Source organism: Clostridium intestinale DSM 6191 (genome assembly GCF_900130055.1).
Taxonomy (GTDB): Bacteria; Bacillota; Clostridia; order Clostridiales; family Clostridiaceae; genus Clostridium_T; species Clostridium_T intestinale.
Map to the genome: position 1 here is coordinate 76,003 of NZ_FQXU01000009.1, position 19,946 is coordinate 95,948.

Annotated in this window: 19 protein-coding genes and 1 other annotated feature (1 of these 20 running past the window's edge); of the genes, 18 read left to right on the top strand and 1 reads right to left on the bottom strand. The window is 30.5% G+C overall.

Annotation, left to right across the window (positions count from 1 at the left end):
• Window positions 1–56 (bottom strand) — a binding site (T-box leader) (it extends 153 nt beyond the left edge of the window).
• Between the two features lie 126 nt (window positions 57–182).
• The 4 genes from BUA92_RS14685 to BUA92_RS14700 all read left to right on the top strand — a co-directional run bounded on the left by BUA92_RS14685 (window position 183) and on the right by BUA92_RS14700 (window position 4,935).
• Complete coding sequence (locus BUA92_RS14685) at window positions 183–545, top strand: YccF domain-containing protein (protein WP_073020681.1); 363 nt, start codon at window positions 183–185, stop codon at window positions 543–545.
• A 717-nt stretch (window positions 546–1,262) separates the two neighbouring features.
• Window positions 1,263–1,958, top strand: coding sequence for a response regulator transcription factor (locus BUA92_RS14690; RefSeq protein ID WP_073020682.1), 696 nt, complete (start codon window positions 1,263–1,265; stop codon window positions 1,956–1,958).
• Complete coding sequence (locus BUA92_RS14695) at window positions 1,933–4,209, top strand: HAMP domain-containing sensor histidine kinase (RefSeq protein WP_073020684.1); 2,277 nt, start codon at window positions 1,933–1,935, stop codon at window positions 4,207–4,209. The genes BUA92_RS14690 and BUA92_RS14695 overlap by 26 nt, the downstream gene beginning before the upstream one ends.
• Before the next feature lie 183 nt (window positions 4,210–4,392).
• Window positions 4,393–4,935, top strand: a complete 543-nt coding sequence (locus BUA92_RS14700; RefSeq protein ID WP_021803118.1) for an NADH peroxidase — start codon at window positions 4,393–4,395, stop codon at window positions 4,933–4,935.
• A gap of 211 nt (window positions 4,936–5,146) precedes the next feature.
• Here BUA92_RS14700 and BUA92_RS14705 read toward each other — a convergent pair whose 3' ends face one another.
• Window positions 5,147–5,785, bottom strand: coding sequence for a TetR/AcrR family transcriptional regulator (locus BUA92_RS14705; RefSeq protein ID WP_242950174.1), 639 nt, complete (start codon window positions 5,783–5,785; stop codon window positions 5,147–5,149).
• An 83-nt stretch (window positions 5,786–5,868) separates the two neighbouring features.
• Between BUA92_RS14705 and BUA92_RS14710 the strand changes: the two genes are divergently transcribed.
• The 14 genes from BUA92_RS14710 to aroC all read left to right on the top strand — a co-directional run bounded on the left by BUA92_RS14710 (window position 5,869) and on the right by aroC (window position 19,943).
• Entirely contained in the window at window positions 5,869–6,786 is a 918-nt protein-coding gene (locus BUA92_RS14710; RefSeq protein WP_073020688.1) for a ketopantoate reductase family protein, read from the top strand.
• A 628-nt stretch (window positions 6,787–7,414) separates the two neighbouring features.
• Window positions 7,415–8,800, top strand: a complete 1,386-nt coding sequence (locus BUA92_RS14715; RefSeq protein ID WP_073020690.1) for an MATE family efflux transporter — start codon at window positions 7,415–7,417, stop codon at window positions 8,798–8,800.
• A 251-nt stretch (window positions 8,801–9,051) separates the two neighbouring features.
• Window positions 9,052–9,333, top strand: a complete 282-nt coding sequence (locus BUA92_RS14720; protein WP_021803117.1) for an ArsR/SmtB family transcription factor — start codon at window positions 9,052–9,054, stop codon at window positions 9,331–9,333.
• A 70-nt stretch (window positions 9,334–9,403) separates the two neighbouring features.
• A complete protein-coding gene (lon, locus tag BUA92_RS14725; RefSeq protein ID WP_073020692.1) occupies window positions 9,404–11,812 on the top strand; it encodes an endopeptidase La in 2,409 nt (802 codons plus the stop codon).
• A 285-nt stretch (window positions 11,813–12,097) separates the two neighbouring features.
• Window positions 12,098–12,250, top strand: a complete 153-nt coding sequence (locus BUA92_RS23340) for a hypothetical protein (RefSeq protein ID WP_156337861.1) — start codon at window positions 12,098–12,100, stop codon at window positions 12,248–12,250.
• Window positions 12,251–12,278: 28 nt separating this feature from the next.
• A complete protein-coding gene (locus tag BUA92_RS14730; protein ID WP_175550912.1) occupies window positions 12,279–12,905 on the top strand; it encodes an accessory gene regulator B family protein in 627 nt (208 codons plus the stop codon).
• Window positions 12,886–13,041, top strand: a complete 156-nt coding sequence (locus BUA92_RS22865) for a cyclic lactone autoinducer peptide (protein ID WP_207650353.1) — start codon at window positions 12,886–12,888, stop codon at window positions 13,039–13,041. The genes BUA92_RS14730 and BUA92_RS22865 overlap by 20 nt, the downstream gene beginning before the upstream one ends.
• A gap of 68 nt (window positions 13,042–13,109) precedes the next feature.
• On the top strand, window positions 13,110–14,420 hold the full coding sequence (locus BUA92_RS14735; RefSeq protein WP_073020696.1) for a sensor histidine kinase: 1,311 nt from the start codon (window positions 13,110–13,112) through the stop codon (window positions 14,418–14,420).
• A 12-nt stretch (window positions 14,421–14,432) separates the two neighbouring features.
• Window positions 14,433–15,149 carry a LytR/AlgR family response regulator transcription factor gene (locus BUA92_RS14740; RefSeq protein WP_021803115.1) on the top strand — a complete coding sequence of 239 codons (717 nt, stop codon included), beginning with the start codon at window positions 14,433–14,435 and terminating at the stop codon, window positions 15,147–15,149.
• Between the two features lie 128 nt (window positions 15,150–15,277).
• The gene (locus BUA92_RS23755; RefSeq protein ID WP_275299559.1) at window positions 15,278–15,400 is read left to right on the top strand and encodes a hypothetical protein; all 123 of its coding nucleotides are present in this window, start codon (window positions 15,278–15,280) and stop codon (window positions 15,398–15,400) included.
• A 105-nt stretch (window positions 15,401–15,505) separates the two neighbouring features.
• A complete protein-coding gene (gene aroF, locus BUA92_RS14745) occupies window positions 15,506–16,522 on the top strand; it encodes a 3-deoxy-7-phosphoheptulonate synthase (protein WP_021803114.1) in 1,017 nt (338 codons plus the stop codon).
• A 17-nt stretch (window positions 16,523–16,539) separates the two neighbouring features.
• Window positions 16,540–17,595 carry a 3-dehydroquinate synthase gene (gene aroB, locus BUA92_RS14750; protein WP_073020698.1) on the top strand — a complete coding sequence of 352 codons (1,056 nt, stop codon included), beginning with the start codon at window positions 16,540–16,542 and terminating at the stop codon, window positions 17,593–17,595.
• Between the two features lie 16 nt (window positions 17,596–17,611).
• Window positions 17,612–18,889 (top strand): 3-phosphoshikimate 1-carboxyvinyltransferase, encoded by a 1,278-nt coding sequence (aroA, locus tag BUA92_RS14755; RefSeq protein ID WP_073020699.1) that lies wholly within the window; start codon window positions 17,612–17,614, stop codon window positions 18,887–18,889.
• Window positions 18,870–19,943: a chorismate synthase gene (gene aroC / locus BUA92_RS14760; protein ID WP_073020701.1), complete on the top strand. Its 1,074-nt coding sequence runs from the start codon at window positions 18,870–18,872 to the stop codon at window positions 19,941–19,943. The genes aroA and aroC overlap by 20 nt, the downstream gene beginning before the upstream one ends.
• Window positions 19,944–19,946: the final 3 nt, after the last annotated feature.

Consider the following 19,946-nt stretch of genomic DNA (forward strand, 5'->3'; position numbering starts at 1 on the left):
AGCAGCTCTCTAAATAAATGAAATAAAATATTACTACTTCTAATCAATGCTTTAAAATATTACATTATCGTTATTATATTCTATTACAGAATTTAAATCAAGAAATTCCTTTATAAAGATATTTAATAGCAAAAAGAATTAAAGGATAGTATAATATTAAAAATGAATACTGGAGGAGTAATATGAATTTTTTAGGGAATTTAGTTTGGATAATATTTGGGGGATTAATTCATAGTATAGGATGGCTTTTAATAGGAGCATTGTGGTGTTTAACTATTATTGGGATACCTATAGGGGTTCAATGTTTTAAGATGGCATCTCTTCAGCTTGCACCTTTTGGAAAAGATGTTGTGACTGTAGATAGTGGAGGAGTAAGCTTAATTGCAAATATATTTTGGTTAATATTCGGTGGATTAGAGCTTGCTATAGGGAATGTCATTTCAGGAGTAATAATGTGTGCAACTATTGTTGGAATTCCTTTTGGACTACAGTTTTTTAAAATGGCGTCATTAAGTTTGATGCCTTTTGGAAAAGAAATCAGATAATATTAATAAGGCTATTACAAATTTAATTTGTAATGGTCTTTTTGTTTTAAGAGAGAATCGCTTTAAATAGTAAAATTAAACATTAGGCTAAAAGTTATATAATATTAGGTGGAAGAGGGGGCCCAACATGAGGCCCAAGATAAGGTGATTATAGAAATAAAATCTGGGTTAAAGAGTTAAAAGTATGAAGGAGCCAAGGGAAGAAGCTCCTACAGGTTAGAAGTTCAAAGGAATTTGATGGAGCTGCACTACTGTTTTGTAGAGACTGTCATTTAGTCTCGCTAGATTCCTTTAAGAAACGCTCCTACAGTGCAGAAGTGCACTTTGTTGCGGTAGACGCGCTTTTCAGCGTCAGTCTAATCCTTTATTGATAGAAGTTAAAAGGAATTTAATGAAGCTCTTGAGAAGAAGAGCTTCTACAGAATAGAAGTGCAGAACATCAGAAATTCAGAAACTCAGAAGATCAGAAATTTAGAAATTTAGAAACGTAGAAATTTGGAAATTTTTCTAATAAAATATGAAAAAATACTATTCGGTGAGTTTATTATTTTTAGGTCTAAGTGAGGATTTAATATAAATCTTCAAATTCAATAATTTGTAATAGAATCTTAAGAATTACAAGGGTAACTTTGTAATTTTTTTTATTTAACATTTTAATAGAGTTAAATCAGCAGGGGGTGTTATAATAATGCTAGGAATTTTAAGGGGGACGCTAGTATGGAAAAATACAATGTTTTAGTAGTTGACGATGAGGTTGAAATAACGGATGCAATACAAATATATTTAGAAAATGAAGGATATAAAGTATTTAAAGCTTACGATGGATTAGATGCTTTAGATACACTAAATTCTGTGGACATACATCTAATAATAATGGATCTAATGATGCCAAAACTAGATGGAATGAGAGCAACTTTAAAAATAAGAGAAAATAAAAATATTCCGATAATAATGCTTTCAGCAAAATCAAGGGATACAGATAAAATCTTAGGACTTAACATGGGAGCAGATGATTATATTACAAAACCTTTTAATCCTTTAGAACTTATAGCTAGAGTTAAATCTCAATTAAGAAGATACGTAAACCTTGGAAACTACAGAGGAGAGTCAAAAGAAATCCTTAGAGTAGGAGGCTTATATCTTAATAAGGAGACTAAAGAGTTTAAAGTTGATGAAGAGGATGTAAAGATAACTCCATTAGAATTTAAAATTTTAACTTTACTTATGGATAACCCAGGACGAGTTTTTCCTATAGAAGAAATTTATGAAAGAGTATGGAATGAACCCTCTTATAATGCAGACACAGTTACAGTTCACATAAGAAGAATTAGAGAGAAAATAGAAATAAATCCGAAAGAACCAAGATATTTAAAGGTGGTGTGGGGAATTGGCTATAAAATTGAAAGGCAGTAGAGGACTAAGATTTTTATGCAGTATAATTTTAATGATATCTGTAATATTAGAGTTTACATTAATACCTAATTTTTGTGGTAACTATAAATCGGGTGAGTTTACAGACACAGACGAATTTAAAGATACTGTTGAAAGTTTTACTAGAAATTTAGCATTTTCTTATAATAACTTTGGAAAAACTATTGAAAGTCAGAAATTCAAAGAATTAACAAATAATGAATTTTTAAAGAAAAAAGATAAACAGATAGAAGAATATAATAAAATTAAACAAGATTTAGATAATGTAAAAAAAGATTTAGATAGTGGGGAATTACAATCATACCCTTTAGGACAATCAATTGATTCAGATGGATATTATCAAGGAGGAGTTTCAATAAATGAAGAGCAGGTATATATAAATAGTTATGATGAAGGAATAACCATTTTATCAAAATATTATAAAAAAAGTGATGAAGATATAAAAAAGCAGGTACTGAATGAGTATACAAACATGTACAATAGTTATGAAGAACTACTTACTAAGTCATATAATATTCAATTTGTTATCTATAATGGAGAAACTGGAGAAATTGAAAAAAGTAACTTAGATGATTTAAGCGAAGGATATATAAAAGATAGAAAGGTTAATGCTATGGCTTATATTTCAATTGATGGTAGTAAGCCAGGAAATATATTAGAGAATACAGAAGGATTGCATGCTCAAAAGATATTAGAAAGACTTGATTATGGTAATTTTAATTTTGTTAAAGAGAATAAGATTAAATTGTTATTGATGGTTCCTAAAAAGTTGTATAACTACAATGATAACTTAAAGTATTCATATGATGGTTTTAATCAAGAAAAAAGTGAACAAAAAAAGAATTTAGTTTTTATATTGACATTTTTAGTATTGAGTTTAATATCAGCAATTTATTTATATATTACCAAAAGTGTTATTAGTAAAAACATTATAACAAGACTGTATAAGAAATTATGGCTAGAGGTAAAAATTACATTAATTCTAATAGACGCATTAATACTATTTATGCTTTTTGATGGTTTTGAATATATGATTCGTTATGGTTCATATGGGGAAAGACTAATGTATTTAATAGGTACTTTTATATCTTATGTAATCAGTGTAGAAACCTATAAAACACTAGTAAAAGAAATAGATGAAAAAGGATTAAAAAATGTTATAAAGGAAACAAGCTTATTATATAAATTTTATTTGTTAATGAAAGAAACCTTTATAATAAAGAGTGTTGGATTTAAGATATCAATATTTAGTATAGCAACAATTATATTTATACTTTTTACTGCATTATCATTACCAATACTGACTTCAGGAGGTAATGGGATTTTTTTTCTTCTCTTTATGATAATTTATATAATTATGTATATATGCTCTATGGGATACTTTGTTTTCAATTTTACGGGAAGTTTTAACAAAATAGTCCTAGGTGCTCATAAGATATCACAAGGAGATCTTAATTATCAAATTGAAGGTAGTTCTATAGCTGTTTTGGATGTATTAGCTAAAGACATCAATAATATGAGAAGTGGGCTTGGAAATGCTATTCAAAATGAAGTTAAAAGTGAAAGAATGAAAACTGAGCTTATAACTAATGTTTCTCATGATTTAAAAACACCATTGACTTCTATAATAAATTATGTGGATTTAATAAAAAAAGGTGATTTTACAAAGGAAGAGATTGAGGATTATATTAAGATAATAGATAGAAAATCTCAAAGACTTAAAGTTTTAATTGAGGACTTATTTGAAGCTTCAAGTGCAGCTTCAGGTGAAATGGAGCTAAATATAGAAAAGCTAGATATTGTAGCTTTACTTAAACAATCTATTGCTGAGTTTGAGGAAAAAATAAAAATTAGCAAGTTAGATTTTAGAATAAATATACCTAATGAAAAAGTTTATGTTATGGTTGATGGTAAGAGGACTTGGAGAATATTTGAAAACCAAATATCTAATATATTAAAGTATTCTTTAGATAATACAAGGGTATATATAAATCTTGAAGAAAGCGAAGATAGAATCATAATAATATTTAAAAATATATCTGCCTATGAAATTGACTTTAATGAGGATGAGATAACAGAAAGATTTAAAAGAGGAGATCAGTCGAGACATACTGAAGGATCGGGTCTTGGTCTTGCAATTTCAAAAGGTTTAACAGAACTTCAGGATGGCATATTTAAAATAAAAGTTGATGGAGATTTATTTAAAGTGGAAATTCAACTAAAAAAAGCATAGATATAAAACCGCTGCATATATAGTTATACAGCGGTTTCTTTATATATTTTATTATAAATTATGGAAAATAATTTGGAAAAAGTTCAAGAAAGTACTTTACAATAAATAATAATTGTTATAGAATAATAATTGTCGAGAATAAATAAGATAAAAATTAAAGTTATATAGAGGAGGATTTTTTTTATGAAAAAATTTGTTTGTACAGTATGTGGATATGTTCATACAGGAGATGAAGCTCCAGCAAAATGCCCAGTTTGTGGAGTTCCAGCTGAAAAGTTTATGGAGAAATCAGGAGATTTAGCTTTTGCAGATGAGCACGTAATAGGTGTAGCAAAAGGCGTAGATCCAAGAATAATAGAAGGATTACAAGCTAACTTTATGGGAGAATGTACAGAAGTTGGTATGTATTTAGCAATGTCTAGACAAGCTGATAGAGAAGGATACCCAGAAGTTGCTGAAGCATATAAGAGAATAGCATGGGAAGAGGCTGAGCATGCAGCAAAATTCGCTGAATTATTAGGAGAAGTAGTTGATGCTGATACTAAAGCTAATCTTCAAGTAAGAGTAGATGCAGAGCATGGTGCTTGCCAAGGTAAAAAAGATTTAGCTACTTTAGCTAAACAATTAAACCTAGATGCTATACACGATACAGTTCATGAAATGTGTAAAGATGAAGCAAGACATGGAAAAGCATTTAAAGGATTATTAGATAGATATTTCAAATAAGCTGACCACATAGAGATTCGTGATGAACTTAGTCCCTATAATCCACTGAAAACAGTGGGTTATAGGGACTTTTTATGTGCAAATTCTATGTATGCAGTACATGGATTGAGGAACGAAGGTATATGCTGTAGAGATTAATAAGTTTGAGAATTTTTGACAAACTCAAGGGAAAATAGTAAAAAAGCACCTAAAAGTGAAGGATATTGAAGTTCTAGTTTCTATCGATAAGTACAGACAAGGAAGTCTGATGAAGACTAGCTTGCACCCATAGCTGTTTTGTCACTTCTTCTATACTACATGGCATGGAATTTACAAGCCACCATTCTACTACACCAACAAAAGCCGAGGTTAAAAAATGTACTGTAATTTCTTTTGAAAAGCCTGCCGTATCGTTCTCAGTCACAACAACCGTAGCAACTTTTGAGGCAATCATTGAATAAAGAGCTTTGCGAAAATAGCCAATGCCTTCATTTGTCATCAAAATTTTGTATTGAATAAAATTTTCACGCAGGTATTCAAATGTAGTAAGGAGTACATTATAATTAGCACTTTTAACTTCTTGTTCCTCACAATACTGCATGAGCTTGCTAGTATATGTTTCGATGCACTTGTCCAGTAAATCGTACTTGTCAGCAAAATGAAGATAAACAGTTCCTCTGTTTACATTTGCATGTTCTGCAATATCGTTAATCGTTATTTTTTCAAACTTATTGCCACTTAGAAGTTCGACAAAAGCAGACATAATTAGTTGTCTCGTTTTTTGTATTCGCCTGTCCATAATTCCTCCATATATTTTCAACAGAAGGTGGAAATCTGTTGAGTATTCAACAAAAGCTGTAATATCAACCATTGATTAATGAGTTAATAATGTTTATATTTATTTTATCAAACATTTGTTGAAAAAACAACAAATGTTATTTGGAGGGAAACAGAATGAAAATATTATTTTTTGGACGAGGTGTAGTATCTACTCAATATGCTTGGGCGTTTGAGAAGGCAGGTCATACAGTGGAGTTTTATGTAAGAAAAGGAAGAAAAGAAACCTATGGTAACTCAGTCCATCTTGAAATATGGGACGCAAGAAAAAGCTTGAAAGGAAAGTTCGTAAATGAAAATTGGAAAATAACTTTGAATGAAGAAGTTAATCCTAACCATGATTATGACCTTATCTTTGTAAGTGTAAATACTGAACAGGTTTCTAGCGCAATTGACTATTTAAAGAATCGTGTTGGAAACGCAACGGTATTGTTTTTCAACAACTTTTGGCAAGACCCAAAGACAGAAGTAGTTCCTATTCCATTGAATCAAGTTGTGTTTGGTTTCCCTGGTGCAGGCGGCGGCATTGAAAATAATAAGTTGCGAGGTGGCTTCTTAAAAACTGTCTTTATTGAAGGATCAAGGCATGGGGTGGAAACTCGTATTGAAGAAGTAAGACAGCTATTTTGGGGTGCAGAATTTAAAGTTAGTACACTAAAAGATATGCGTAGTTGGTTATGGAATCATTTTGCGATAAATGCGGCTATGGAAGTAGAACTTGTTAAGTGTGGAAGTTTTAGTAATATGATGGAGTCGCCGCAATTACTTTCAAACATCGGATTGAATTTGAGGGAAATTGTTCCTGTATTAAAGGCAAAGGGTGCTAAAATTGATTTAATCACTAATCTTTTTGCATATCTACCCCACAAGTTTTTAGGGTTTTTGTTAGGCAAAGTTGTGTTTTCTCCCAAAAGTCTGTCACGTAAATTTATGGTATACAATAACAGCAGACCAGGTTACGCATTACAAGAAGTATTTAACACAGCTCAGAAATTCAATGTATCCACTCCAAGATTGAAAGCAGCTTTTAAATAGGATATTTTTTGTAGATATGAGGGTATTATCTTGGCAATGTTGTAAATAAACTAATGATTATTAAGGATGTTAGGTAACTCAAAACTTCTACAAACCTTTGTAAATAAAGGGGAGTAGAAGCTTTTTTTATGTTTAAATTCTATGTGTGAAGCACACGGATTGAGAAATGAAAGCATACACCATAGGGATTAATGTTTTTAGGGCTTGATTAGATCAAGAGAGTTTTATCTACGAATAATAGCAAAATATTTATGTATGTCTTGACAAAGTAGAGTTCTACCTACACACTGTTAAGTAGAAGTCAACCTAATTTTGGAGGTGAATAGAATGGAGGGCTACAGCTACTACATTCTGTATGTGATATGCCAATAACCAAAGCCTAGTCCATTATAGGCACACAATGAAGATTGAAATTACTGCAAAGTCATACAGTTGATAGATAAAGCTGAAAAATATCTTTGCTGAAGCCAAATGAAAACTGTTGCAGAGATTTACGATTGAACAGAAGAAAGCCTTTTTAGAGTTGCTGATAAAAGCATATGGAAACATAGGAATTGGCAATCGTGCTTAACAGCGCTTTTTTTTGCATAGCTAGGTAGAATTCTACTAATTAAAAGGAGATGTTATTATGATTAATGAAGAAAATAATGAAATGTACTATCTTGAGAAAGCTCCCGTGCCTAAAGCGATTATGCACATGGCAGTACCAATGATTATGGGGATGGTCGTCAATATGATTTACAATATTACAGATGCCTATTTCATAGGGCTATTAAATAATACGTCTGCATTGGCCGCTGTAACTCTTGCACTACCATTTACAACAATTCTTATGGCACTTGGAGAATTGTTTGGAACTGGTGGAAGCACCTACATTTCACGTCTACTAGGCGAAAAAAATATTAGTGGTGTAAAAAGTGCGTCCTCTGTTAATTTTTATCTTTCGTTATTGTCAGGTGTTGTATTTGCAATAATATGTATTCCGCTTTTAACGTCAGTTTTAAATGTCTTAGGTGCAACTGGTGACGCATTTACCCCAACAATGAATTTTATTCTGCCTTTTGTTATCGGTGCACCGTTCATAGTAGCAAATTTTACTTTAGGTCAAACTATTCGTGGTGAAGGTGCAGCAAAGGAATCTATGATTGGCATGGTTATTAGTGTGGTCGTTAATATCATACTTGATCCAATTTTAATTTTTACACTTAGCAAGGGTGTGATGGGTGCTGCTATCGCAACCGTGATTGGCAATATCTGTGCGGTTGTGTACTATGTTTGGTATCTGAACACAAAAAGTCCTGTTCAGAGTGTGTCATTACAGGATTGTAAACCTACTAAAGATATACTTAGTAACATTTTCAAGATTGGTGTATCTGCATTCCTACTTTCATGTTTTCTGATTGTATCGAGTCTTTTATTTAACAACTACTCGATGATGTATGGTGATTATGTGGTTGCTGCTTTTGGTGTAGCTAATAGAATATGTCAGATTTCTGATTTAATTGGCATGGGTCTGTATATGGGCGTAGTGCCTTTGATAGCATTTTCTTATGCAGCAGCAGATACCGAACGTTTGAGTAAAGTGCTTAAAACAACTGTAACCTATCTTGTTTGTACGGTTTTGGGAATTGCGGCTATCTTGTTTGCATTTCGAACACAAGTAATTAGTATCTTCAGCTCTGATACTAATGTAATTCATATAGGTAAGGAAATTTTAACAGCACTACTTCTATCCACTTTGTTCGCCGGGCTTTCGGGGTTTATCACAAGTATATTTCAAGCTTTTGGTAAAGGCGTGCAGTCAAATATCATGTCCGTAGTAAGAGGAATTGTACTAATTCCTATCATTATTGTGGGAAACAAAATGTTTGGATTGGATGGTGTAATTTGGTCGCTGACCGCATCAGAATTTTGTGCAGGTGCAGTGGGAATTTGCCTTTGGGTAATCTCTAAACGCAAAATTATGGATACACCAGTGGAAGAAAGAATAGCATTTGCCCAGGATGAAGTGTAGATGCTTTCACTGCCTTTTTATAATAGTTATTATATAAAGACCTACCGAGTTCTTAATTAGTAGGTCTTTCTTTTTATCTTAAAAGGTTTTGGTTAACACTGAGATGAGTCTATAATTACTTAAGAAATCCAAAGCCCCATCATGTTACTTGTTACCATGGGAGAGAGTAATTAATAATTATTATTGACAATGATTATTAATTATGATACTATAGTTCTATAATTATAGAACTACAAGGTGAGGAAGTCTTTATGAAACTTGATGAAAATACTATACAACAAGCAGTTAAAGTTTATAAGGCTTTAGGAGAGCCTACAAGAATAAAAATAATTCAGATTTTATATAAGACTGAGGAATTAAGTTGTAATGAAATAGAATATAAAACATGCATATGTGCTAAGTCAACTTTATCGCATCACATGAAGCAATTAGCAGATTGTGGACTTATTGAACTTCGCAAGGATGGTATATATCATTATTACAGCTTAAATAAAGAACTATTAAACAAGTTTGTAACAATAATTTGGGAATAAAGATAAAAATTTTTTAATGAATAGTTCGATAAAAATAGAACTATCGAATAATTTAATGGAGATGATGAAAATGAAAGATTTAACTAATAATACAGCATTACCTATAATAGCAATCCCAAATACAGTTTTGATGCCAGGAAAATCAATAACATTAAAGGTTAATTCAGCAATTGGAAAACATATTACTAATAAGATGGAGAATGAGAATTTTTATGGTGTTGCATTAGCTATTAGAGAGGAATATGAAGGTGGAGATTTTTCTAGAGAAGATTTTTATACAGTTGGAACATTAGTAAAGCTAGAAGAAAGTAAAAAGATTAAAGATGGATATAATATAACTTTAGAGGTTATAGAAAGAGTAGAAGTTGAGGACTTTGTGTTAGAAGACAATAACTTCAAAGCTATTTATAGCACTATACCTGATATAGAAGACCTGGACAAACAAAATCAAAAAGAAATCATGCAATACATGAGAAACCTAATTTCAGAAATAAGTAAAAATTTCAGAGGCTCTGAAACTTATGTGGAATATGTAAATAGCCTAGAGGATATTCAAGGAATAATAGCATATGTATTCCCATTTATGAACCTATCTTTTAGTGAGAAACAAGCTTTCTTAGAAATTCGTTCTTTAAGAAAAAAGAGTTTAAGATTTTTGGATATATTAATAGAGCAAAAAGAAACTATTCAATTCCAGATGGAGCTTGCTCAAAAATTTAATGATAAAGTTAATAAAAGCTATAGAGAAAATATGTTAAGACAGCAACTTAAAGCTATCCAAGAAGAGCTGAATGAAGGTTCAGAGGATAATGTTAAGAGTAAAAATAAAAAGAATTACAGAGAAAAAATAGAAGCTGCTAACATGCCAGAAGAAGTAAAAGAGATTGCTTTAAGTGAATTAGAGAAGTTTGAAAGACAAGGACCTAATAGCTCAGAAGCAAATGTTATTCAAACTTATCTTGATTTATTAGTTAGTCTTCCTTGGGAGAAGAATAAAGTTAAGGATATAGATATTGAAAAGGCTAGAGAGATACTTAACAGCAAGCATTATGGTCTTGATAAGGTTAAGGATAGAATAATACAGCACTTAAGCATATTGAAGCTAAAAGAAAACAAACAAGGATCTATATTACTTTTAGTAGGGCCTCCAGGAACAGGAAAGACAAGCCTTGGAAAAAGTATAGCTGAAGCCTTGGGAAGAAAATATGTCCGTATTAGTTTAGGTGGAATAAGAGATGAAGCAGAAATCAGAGGACATAGAAGAACTTATATAGGAGCTTTACCTGGTAGAATAATTCAAGGAATGAAAAAGGCAGGAGAAAAGAATCCAGTATTCATTTTAGATGAAATAGATAAGATGATGGTTTCAAATAGTGGTGATCCAGCAAGTGCTTTATTAGAAGTTTTAGATCCAGAGCAAAACAATACTTTTGCAGATCATTACTTAGAAGTACCATATGATTTATCAGATGTATTCTTTATAGCAACTGCTAATTCATTAAGAAGTATACCAGGACCACTAAGAGATCGTATGGAGATAATAGATATATCAAGCTATACAAGTAAAGAAAAGTTTTATATAGCAAAAGATCATTTATTACCAGCGGTTTTAGATGAAAATGGTCTAAACTCTAGTCAACTTCAAGTTGATGATGATGCTATGAAAGCCATAATAGATAATTATACAAGAGAAGCGGGAGTAAGAAGTTTAAAGAGACAATTATCTTCAGTTGCAAGAGTTTCAGCAGAAAAGATAGTTCTTAATAAGGTTGAACTTCCACATATAATAAAAGAAGACATGCTATTTGATGTTTTAGGTCATGAAATAGCTCGTTATGATAAGGTTAATCAAAAAAATGCGCCTGGTGTAGTTACAGGGTTAGCTTGGACACCAGTAGGCGGAGATATACTATTTATTGAAGGTGTATTTATGCCAGGTAATGGACAATTAATGTTAACTGGACAACTTGGAGATGTAATGAAGGAATCAGCAAGGATTTCACAAAGCTTAATTCGTTCAAGGTTTGCTTTAAATCTAAAGTATCTTGAATTAAATAAAAATGATTTACACATCCATGTTCCAGCAGGGGCTATACCTAAAGATGGTCCATCAGCAGGAGTAGCTTTATTTACAACTATAGCTTCATTGATTACAGGAATAGAAGTAGATCCAAAGTTAGCTATGACAGGTGAGATATCCTTAAGAGGAGCTGTTCTACCAGTTGGAGGAATCAAGGAAAAAGTAATAGCAGCACACCGTTCAGGTATAAAGAGAGTTATCTTACCTAAAGATAATGAGATGGATATAAAAGATGTTCCACAAGAAGTTAGAGAGGATTTAGAATTTATTCTAGTTGAAACAATAGAAGAAGTTATAAAAGAAACTATTGGAATAGAGCTTCCTAAAGTGGCAATGCTTCAGATTGCGGCTACAGAAGAAAAAAATAATGAGAATTTAAAGTTAATTAATGTTGATTAATAATAGAAAAACAGAGACTTTACCGATTTTTAAGGTAAAGTCTCTGTTTGTTTTATCCTGCATAAGTTACTTATATATTAGATATTTCTACAAAATTATCAATGTAATAAACGTTCGATATTTAGTAATAAACGTAGAAATTTATGAAAATAAGTATGATTTTTACCTTTAAATTATGCATTGTTATATAAGTGTGAATATTATACATTTTTATGCTAATATTTATATTAAGATAAATATTGTAAATTTATGGTGGATAATAATACTTTATAGAGGTGGAAAATTGTGAAAGATAGCATAGCATTATTTTTAGTATTTACTTTGCTATTGATTCCTTTAGTTTTATTAAGTGGTATAGAGTTTATAATAAAAATACTATTAATGACTGGAATTGCTGTATCATTAGGGGTTCAATATGCTTTAATAAGCAAAGATTAATTAAAGTTGTGGTGATTTTATGAAAACTGTGAAAGTTAAAAGAAAAAACTATATTGAAGAAATATCTAATAGTTTAACTCAAGTTTTAAAAACTAGAAGTAGCAATCCTAATTTTAATGAAAATATAGTTAAATATGGAATAGAAATTGTTTTGATAAATTTTACAAAAATTGCATTTATCATGGCTCTAGCAGCTATGTTAAATATATTTTGGACAATCCTTATAATAATGATAAGTTATGGAGCATTAAGAAGATATTCTTATGGTGTACATGCTTCCACAAGCTTAGGGTGTACATTAACTACTATAATATGCTTTTTTTCAGGAGCATTTTTAAGTAGCTACGTACCAGAAAATAAGTTAATACTAGCAGGTATGTTTACTATTTCAATTATCAGTATTCTTGCTTTTTCCCCAGCAGATACAGAGGCAAGACCATTACTTGGAAAGAAAAAGAGAGACAAGTTAAAAAGAAAATCAGTTTATGTATGGCTAATTTCATTTGTTTTAGCTATATACTTAAAAGACTTTAGGATAGGCTTTTTAATAGCCTATGGAAATCTGCTAGAGGCATTAATGATAATGCCAATAACCTACAAGGTATTCAGAGGGAGGTATAAAAATTATGAGAGATATGAACAAGGGACTATTTGAAGAATTAAAGGATATGGTATTAGATGGAGTTGAGAAAGCATCTGTTAAGGTAGCAGAAAATTCCACTTCAAAATGCACATATTTACTTTTTTATGAAACAAAAATTCCACAAGAATTATTAAGGGAAGAAGAATAAGGGATAATTGAATTATTAGTACATATCTGCTAATATAAAATAAAAATGGAATTATTGGGGGAAATGTTTTGATATCGATTATTGGAATAACATTAACTTGTTTTTCATTTAATTATGCAGCAAATAACACTGGAATAGTGACTTTCGAAAAAAAGAAATTTGTTAGAAACTTTGTTGCTATGGAAATAATTTTAATACTTATAGCAAGTGCTAATTCATCGTTAGGACTACCAATAATGGTTATAATGAATTTTTTGTTTTTATATATGGATAATAAGAAAATATTTATAAATATTATGAATTGTGTATTTGCTGCGATTATTTTATTTATATCAGATGGATTAATAGGTAGTTTAGCAATACCAATTATAGGAGAAGAATTTTATAAAGCTATTGAAGCTAGTAGATTTAGACTGTTAATACATTTAGGAATGTTGGTATTAGTGATAATTATAACTATGTTTGTTAAATTGTTAATAAAAAAACTGAAAATTAATCCAGATAACATTAAAATAAAAAATAAAATGACAATGGTAATGATAGTAAATATTTTCATAATAACAATTACATATTATTTAAATGCTATGATAGCTAAAAAATCTATGGCTGAAAACACTACAATGCTTATTTATGTTGCATTGATGATAGTTTATCTTATATCAATGTCAGTAATTACTTTTGTTGTAGCAAACAACATGAAAAAAGAAATACAATATGAAAATCGTAAAATAGAATTAGAAAACTTAAAGGAGTATAACTCCAATTTGGAAGCTATGTATAACGATATGAGAGGCTTTAGACATGACTACACTAACATATTAACTGCAATGTCTGGATACATAGAAGAAAAAAATATAGAAGGTTTAGAGGAATTTTTTTATAAAAAAATTGTTCCTTTAAATAGCGAAATGAATAGAAAAAACAATAGAATAGGATTACTACAAAATATACATATCACAGAAATTAAGGGACTTATAGCATCAAAGGTCATAAGAGCTCAAGAGTTAGGAATAGATGTGTTGGTGGATATTGTAGAGCCAGTGGACAAGATTGATATGGATATAATAGATTTAAGCAGAACTATAGGTATATTATTAGATAATGCCATTGAAGCTGCTATTGAATGTGAAAAATCATGGATAAAATTAACTTTTATACAAAAAGAGAATTTTGTCCTTTTAGTTTTTATAAATTCATGTGTTGAAAGAACTCCACAAATATATCAGATATTTGAGAAAGGTTTTTCAACTAAAGGTGATAATAGAGGGTTAGGTTTATATAACTTAAAAGAAATAGTTAATAAATACCACACTATATCACTAGATACAAAGGCTGATAAAGGCGAATTTACTCAAGTTTTACAAATTTCTAATAGTTAAATAGGGGGAGTTATGCTAAATATATATGTTTGTGAAGATGACGAAAAGCAAAGAGATAGTTTTGCTAAATTTATTGATGACATAACTATAATAGAGAACTTAGATATGAAGTTAGCTTTAAGTACAGGTGATCCATACGAGCTAATAGAATATGTTAAACAAAGCAAATACTCAGGTGTGTATTTTTTAGATGTAGATTTAAATTCTAATATAGATGGTATAAGATTGGCAGAAAAAATAAGAAAATATGACTCAAGAGGATTTGTTATATTTGTTACGACTCATGCAGAAATGAGCTATTTGACTTTTGTTTATAGAGTTGAGGCCTTAGATTATATTATTAAAGATGATTATTTAAATATAAAAAATAGAATACATCAATGTATTTTAGAAGCTCTTGATAAATATAGCAGAAGAAAAAAAGACAATGATGTTTTTACTATCAATACTGATGAAAGAATAATTAATGTTGAATATGATAAAATACTTTTTTTTGAAACTTCCAAGAAAATTCATAAAATTGTACTTCATGCTACAGATAGGCAAGTTGAATTTTATGGACAAATGAAGGATATAGAAGAGGATTTAGATGAAAATTTCATAAGAGTACATAAATCTTATTTAGTAAATAAAAAAAATATATCTGAGATAAATAAATTAAGCAGGAAAATAACTATGAAAAATGGGGAGCAGTGTATTATTTCTATAAAAGCGTTAAGAAAAATATAGAAATATTGAGAATATATAAAAAATTTAAATAAAAATCAATGAAAAAGTTTTCTCAGTATTGACATACTATTTTTATTAGTATACAATTTAGAAAAAGATTTTTACAGAAATTCACATAGGAGGTTAGTATGCTTAAAGGAGTTAATAGAATAGCAGGACAATTATTTGGATACTTTTACTTTAGCTGGGGCTTTTATTTTAGCGCTGGTTCATCGTTCTGCAATAAAATACTGTTAATTTCTAATGAGTAGAAATAACCTTAAAACCTTGTATCAAGAAATAATTATGTTGGAATAATAAGACTCATTAGATGAGTCTTATTTTTTTTATAAAAAATCATTAAGGGGGCAATTTATATGATAGTAATTTTAAAACCAAAAACAGCACAAGAGGAAGTAGAAAAATTATCAAAATCTATTGAAAGACTTGGGGTAGAAGTACATCCAGTTATAGGTAAGGACTTAATAATCTTAGGATTAATTGGTGATACCACTAAAATAGATGCAAGAAAAATAGAAGCTAATAAAAGTGTTGAAAGAGTAATGCATGTTCAAGAACCTTTCAAGAAAGCTAATAGATTATTTCATCCACAAAATTCTGAAGTTAAAATAACTGACGATATTTCCATTGGAGGAAAAAAGATAGCTTTAATAGCTGGACCATGTTCAGTAGAAAGTGAAGATCAAATTATAGGAATAGCTAAAAATGTTAAAGAATCAGGAGCAAGACTATTAAGAGGAGGAGCATTTAAGCCAAGAACTTCTCCATACAGCTTCCAAGGATTAGAGGCAGAAGGATTGGATCTATTAAAAATAGCTAAAAAAGAAACTGGTTTACCAATAGTTACTGAGTTAATGTCTGAGAAGTATTTAGAAAGATTTGTTGAAGATGTTGATATAATTCAAATAGGAGCTAGAAATATGCAAAACTTCGATTTATTGAAAGAATTAGGGAAAATAGATAAACCAATACTTTTAAAGAGAGGATTATCAGCAACTATCGAAGAACTTTTAATGTCAGCTGAATACATTATGGCTGGTGGTAATGAAAGAGTAATACTTTGTGAAAGAGGAATAAGAACTTTCGAAACTTACACAAGAAATACTTTAGATTTAAGTGCAGTACCTGCAATAAAGAGATTAAGCCATTTACCAGTAGTAATCGATCCAAGTCACGCAGCAGGGAAAAATTGGATGGTAGATCCTTTATCTAAAGCAGCTGTAGCGGTTGGTGCTGATGGACTTATTATAGAGGTTCATAATGATCCAGCAAATGCTTTATGTGATGGACCTCAATCTATTAGACCAGAGGAATATGATAAATTAGTTAAAGAACTTTCTGTAATAGCTCAAGCTGTAGGAAGAGAAATATAATTAAGGGGGATGGAGCCTTGGAATTAAAGGTAAATTTAGAAGAAAACTCATACCCGATTATAATTGAAAAAGGAAGTATAAAAAATATTAGCAAACACCTTAAAGATAAGTTTAAGGGAAAGAAAATAGCAATAATATCAGACAATATTGTTTATGGGATATATGGTGATGGCCTTAAAAAGGCACTTGAGTGTGATGGATATACAGCAAAAGGTATAGTTATCCAGGCTGGAGAAAAGAGTAAATCTTTCTCTACACTACCAGCTGTATATAATGAACTCTTAGAGTTTAAATTAACTAGAACTGACATAATCCTTGCATTAGGAGGAGGAGTTGTAGGAGACTTAGCTGGGTTTGTAGCTTCAACTTATTTAAGAGGAGTACCTTTTATTCAAATTCCTACTACACTTTTAGCACAGGTTGATTCTAGTGTTGGAGGAAAGGTAGGAGTTGATTTAGAAAAAGGTAAAAATCTAGTAGGAGGCTTCTACCACCCTAAACTTGTTATTATAGATCCAGAGGTTTTAAATACCTTATCAGATAGAATATTTAAAGACGGTTTAGCAGAAGTAATAAAATACGGCTGTATTAAAGATAGAGATTTATTTGATAAACTTAAGGCTTATAAAGATAAAAAAGTGTTAATAGAAGATATTGAAGAAATAATATATAATTGCTGTGATATTAAAAGAAAAGTTGTAGAGGAAGATGAAAAAGATACTGGGGAAAGAATGCTTCTTAACTTTGGTCATACTTTAGGTCACGCAATTGAGCAATATTATAAATATGAAAGATATACTCACGGGGAAGGAGTAGCTATAGGTATGTATCAGATAATGAAAAGTGCTTATAGTAAAGGCTTAGTAGCTGAGGGTGTAGCAGAAGAAATAAAAGATATTCTTATTAAATATGACTTGCCTTATTCTTTAGACGGAGAAAATATTGATGAGCTTATTAATGTAATAAAATTAGATAAAAAAAATATCAATAACTCCTTAAGTTTAATACTCTTAAAAGAAATTGGTGAAAGTTATATATATCTAAGTGATGAAAATTTCTTTTCGGATATTTAATTAAGGGGGCTATTAAATGAATAGTGTTAAGATTACTCCAGGAAAGCTTAAGGGAGAAGTTAAAATTCCACCATCAAAAAGTATGGCTCACAGAGCAGTTATATGTGCTTCATTAAGTAAAGGAAAAAGTAAGATAACTAATATTGAGTACTCTGACGATATAATTGCAACCATAAATGCTATGAGAGCTTTAGGATCTGAAATAGAGATATTTGATGATCATTTAGAGATAGATGGTAGTAGTGTTTTCTCCAAAAATGTTGGAGAAATAGATTGTAATGAATCTGGATCAACTCTAAGATTTATGGTTCCACTGGCTATAGCTAAAGAAGCAGAAATGAGATTTATAGGTAAAGGTAATTTAGGCAAAAGACCGTTAACAACTTATTATGAGATATTCGATAGACAAGGAATTGAGTATAGCTATAAGGATGGAGAACTTGACCTTAAAGTTAAAGGAAGCCTTAAAGGAGAAGAGTTTAAGATAAGAGGAGATATAAGTTCTCAATTTATAAGTGGATTACTATTTACGCTTCCTCTTATTAAAGAAGATTCTAAAATTATTATAACTACTAATTTAGAATCAAAAGGATATATAGATTTAACTTTAAGTATGTTAGATTACTATGGAATTAATGTAGTAAATAATAACTATAAGGAATTTATAATCAAAGGTAATCAGAACTATACACCTAAGGATTATAAAGTGGAAGGTGACTTTTCTCAATCAGCATTCTTTTTAGTTGCAGATGCCTTAGGAAGTGATGTTTTAGTTAAGGACTTGAACATGGATTCTCTTCAAGGAGATAAAGAAGTTATAGAAATAATAGAAAGAATGGGATGTAAAATCTTATCTAAAGAAGAAGGAATTAAAGCTAAAGTAAAAGATTTAACTCCAACAATAATAGATGCAGCTCAGTGTCCAGATATTATACCTGTTTTAACTGTTTTAGCTTCCTTAACTACAGGAATAACTAAGGTAATAAATGCAGAAAGACTTAGAATCAAAGAATGTGATAGGTTAAAAGCCATTACTAGAGAATTAAATAAGTTAGGTGCTAGTGTAACAGAATTAGAAAACTCTTTATTAATAGAAGGAGTGGAATCTTTAACTGGAGGAACTGTGAGTTCGTGGGATGATCATAGAATAGCTATGAGTTTAGCCATAGCAGCTACTTGTGCCAAGGATGAAGTTATTATAGAAAATCCAAGTTGTGTAAAAAAATCTTATCCTAGCTTTTGGAGAGATTATAAATTATTAGGAGGGAAAGTAGATGAGCGTTTGGGGAAATAATATAAAAATATCTATTTTTGGTGAATCTCATGGAATAGCCTTAGGAATTAATATAAGTGGGCTGCCTTCAGGTATACTTTTAGATATGGAAGCTATAGAAAAAGAAATGGAAAGAAGAGCACCAGGTAGAAGTAAAATAGCTACTGCAAGAAAAGAAGGCGATAAAGTAGAAATAGTAAGTGGTGTATTTGAAGGAAGAACAACTGGAGCACCTCTTTGTGGAATCATAAGAAATGGAGATACTAGAAGCCAAGACTACTCTAAACTTAAAAGTTTAATGAGACCAGGGCATTCAGATTATCCAGCTATGATTAGATATAATGGGTTTAATGATGTTAGAGGTGGAGGACATTTCTCAGGAAGAATAACTGCTCCACTTGTATTTGCAGGTTCTATAGCAAGACAGATATTAAAAGAAAAAGGTATAACAATAGGTGCACATATTAAATCTATAAATAGTATTGAAGATGATAGCTTTAATCCATTAGCTATAGACGAAGTTTTATTAACTTCTTTAAAAGAAGGCGATATAGCAACCATAAATAAAGCTAAAGGCGAAGAAATGAGAGAACTTATTTTAGCTACTAAGAAGCAAGCAGACTCATTAGGTGGAGTAGTAGAGTGTGCTGTTACAGGAATACCAGCAGGAATAGGAAATCCATTTTTTGATTCAGTAGAAAGTACTTTGGCTCATTTAATGTTTTCAGTTCCAGCAGTAAAAGGAATTGAATTTGGAGCAGGTTTTGGAATTACTAAAATGAAAGGTTCTGAAGCTAATGACAGCTATTATTATGATGGTGATGAAATTAAAGCAAAAACTAATAATAATGGTGGTATCTTAGGAGGAATTACTAATGGTATGCCAATTATATTTAGGGCAGCTGTAAAACCAACTTCATCAATAGGCTTATATCAAGATACAGTTGATGTAGTTAATAAGGTTGATGATAAACTTCAAGTTGTAGGAAGACATGATCCTTGTATAGTAACTAGAGCTGTAGTTGTTATAGAATCAGTAACAGCACTAGGAATTTTAGATTTGATGATGGGGTGAAAA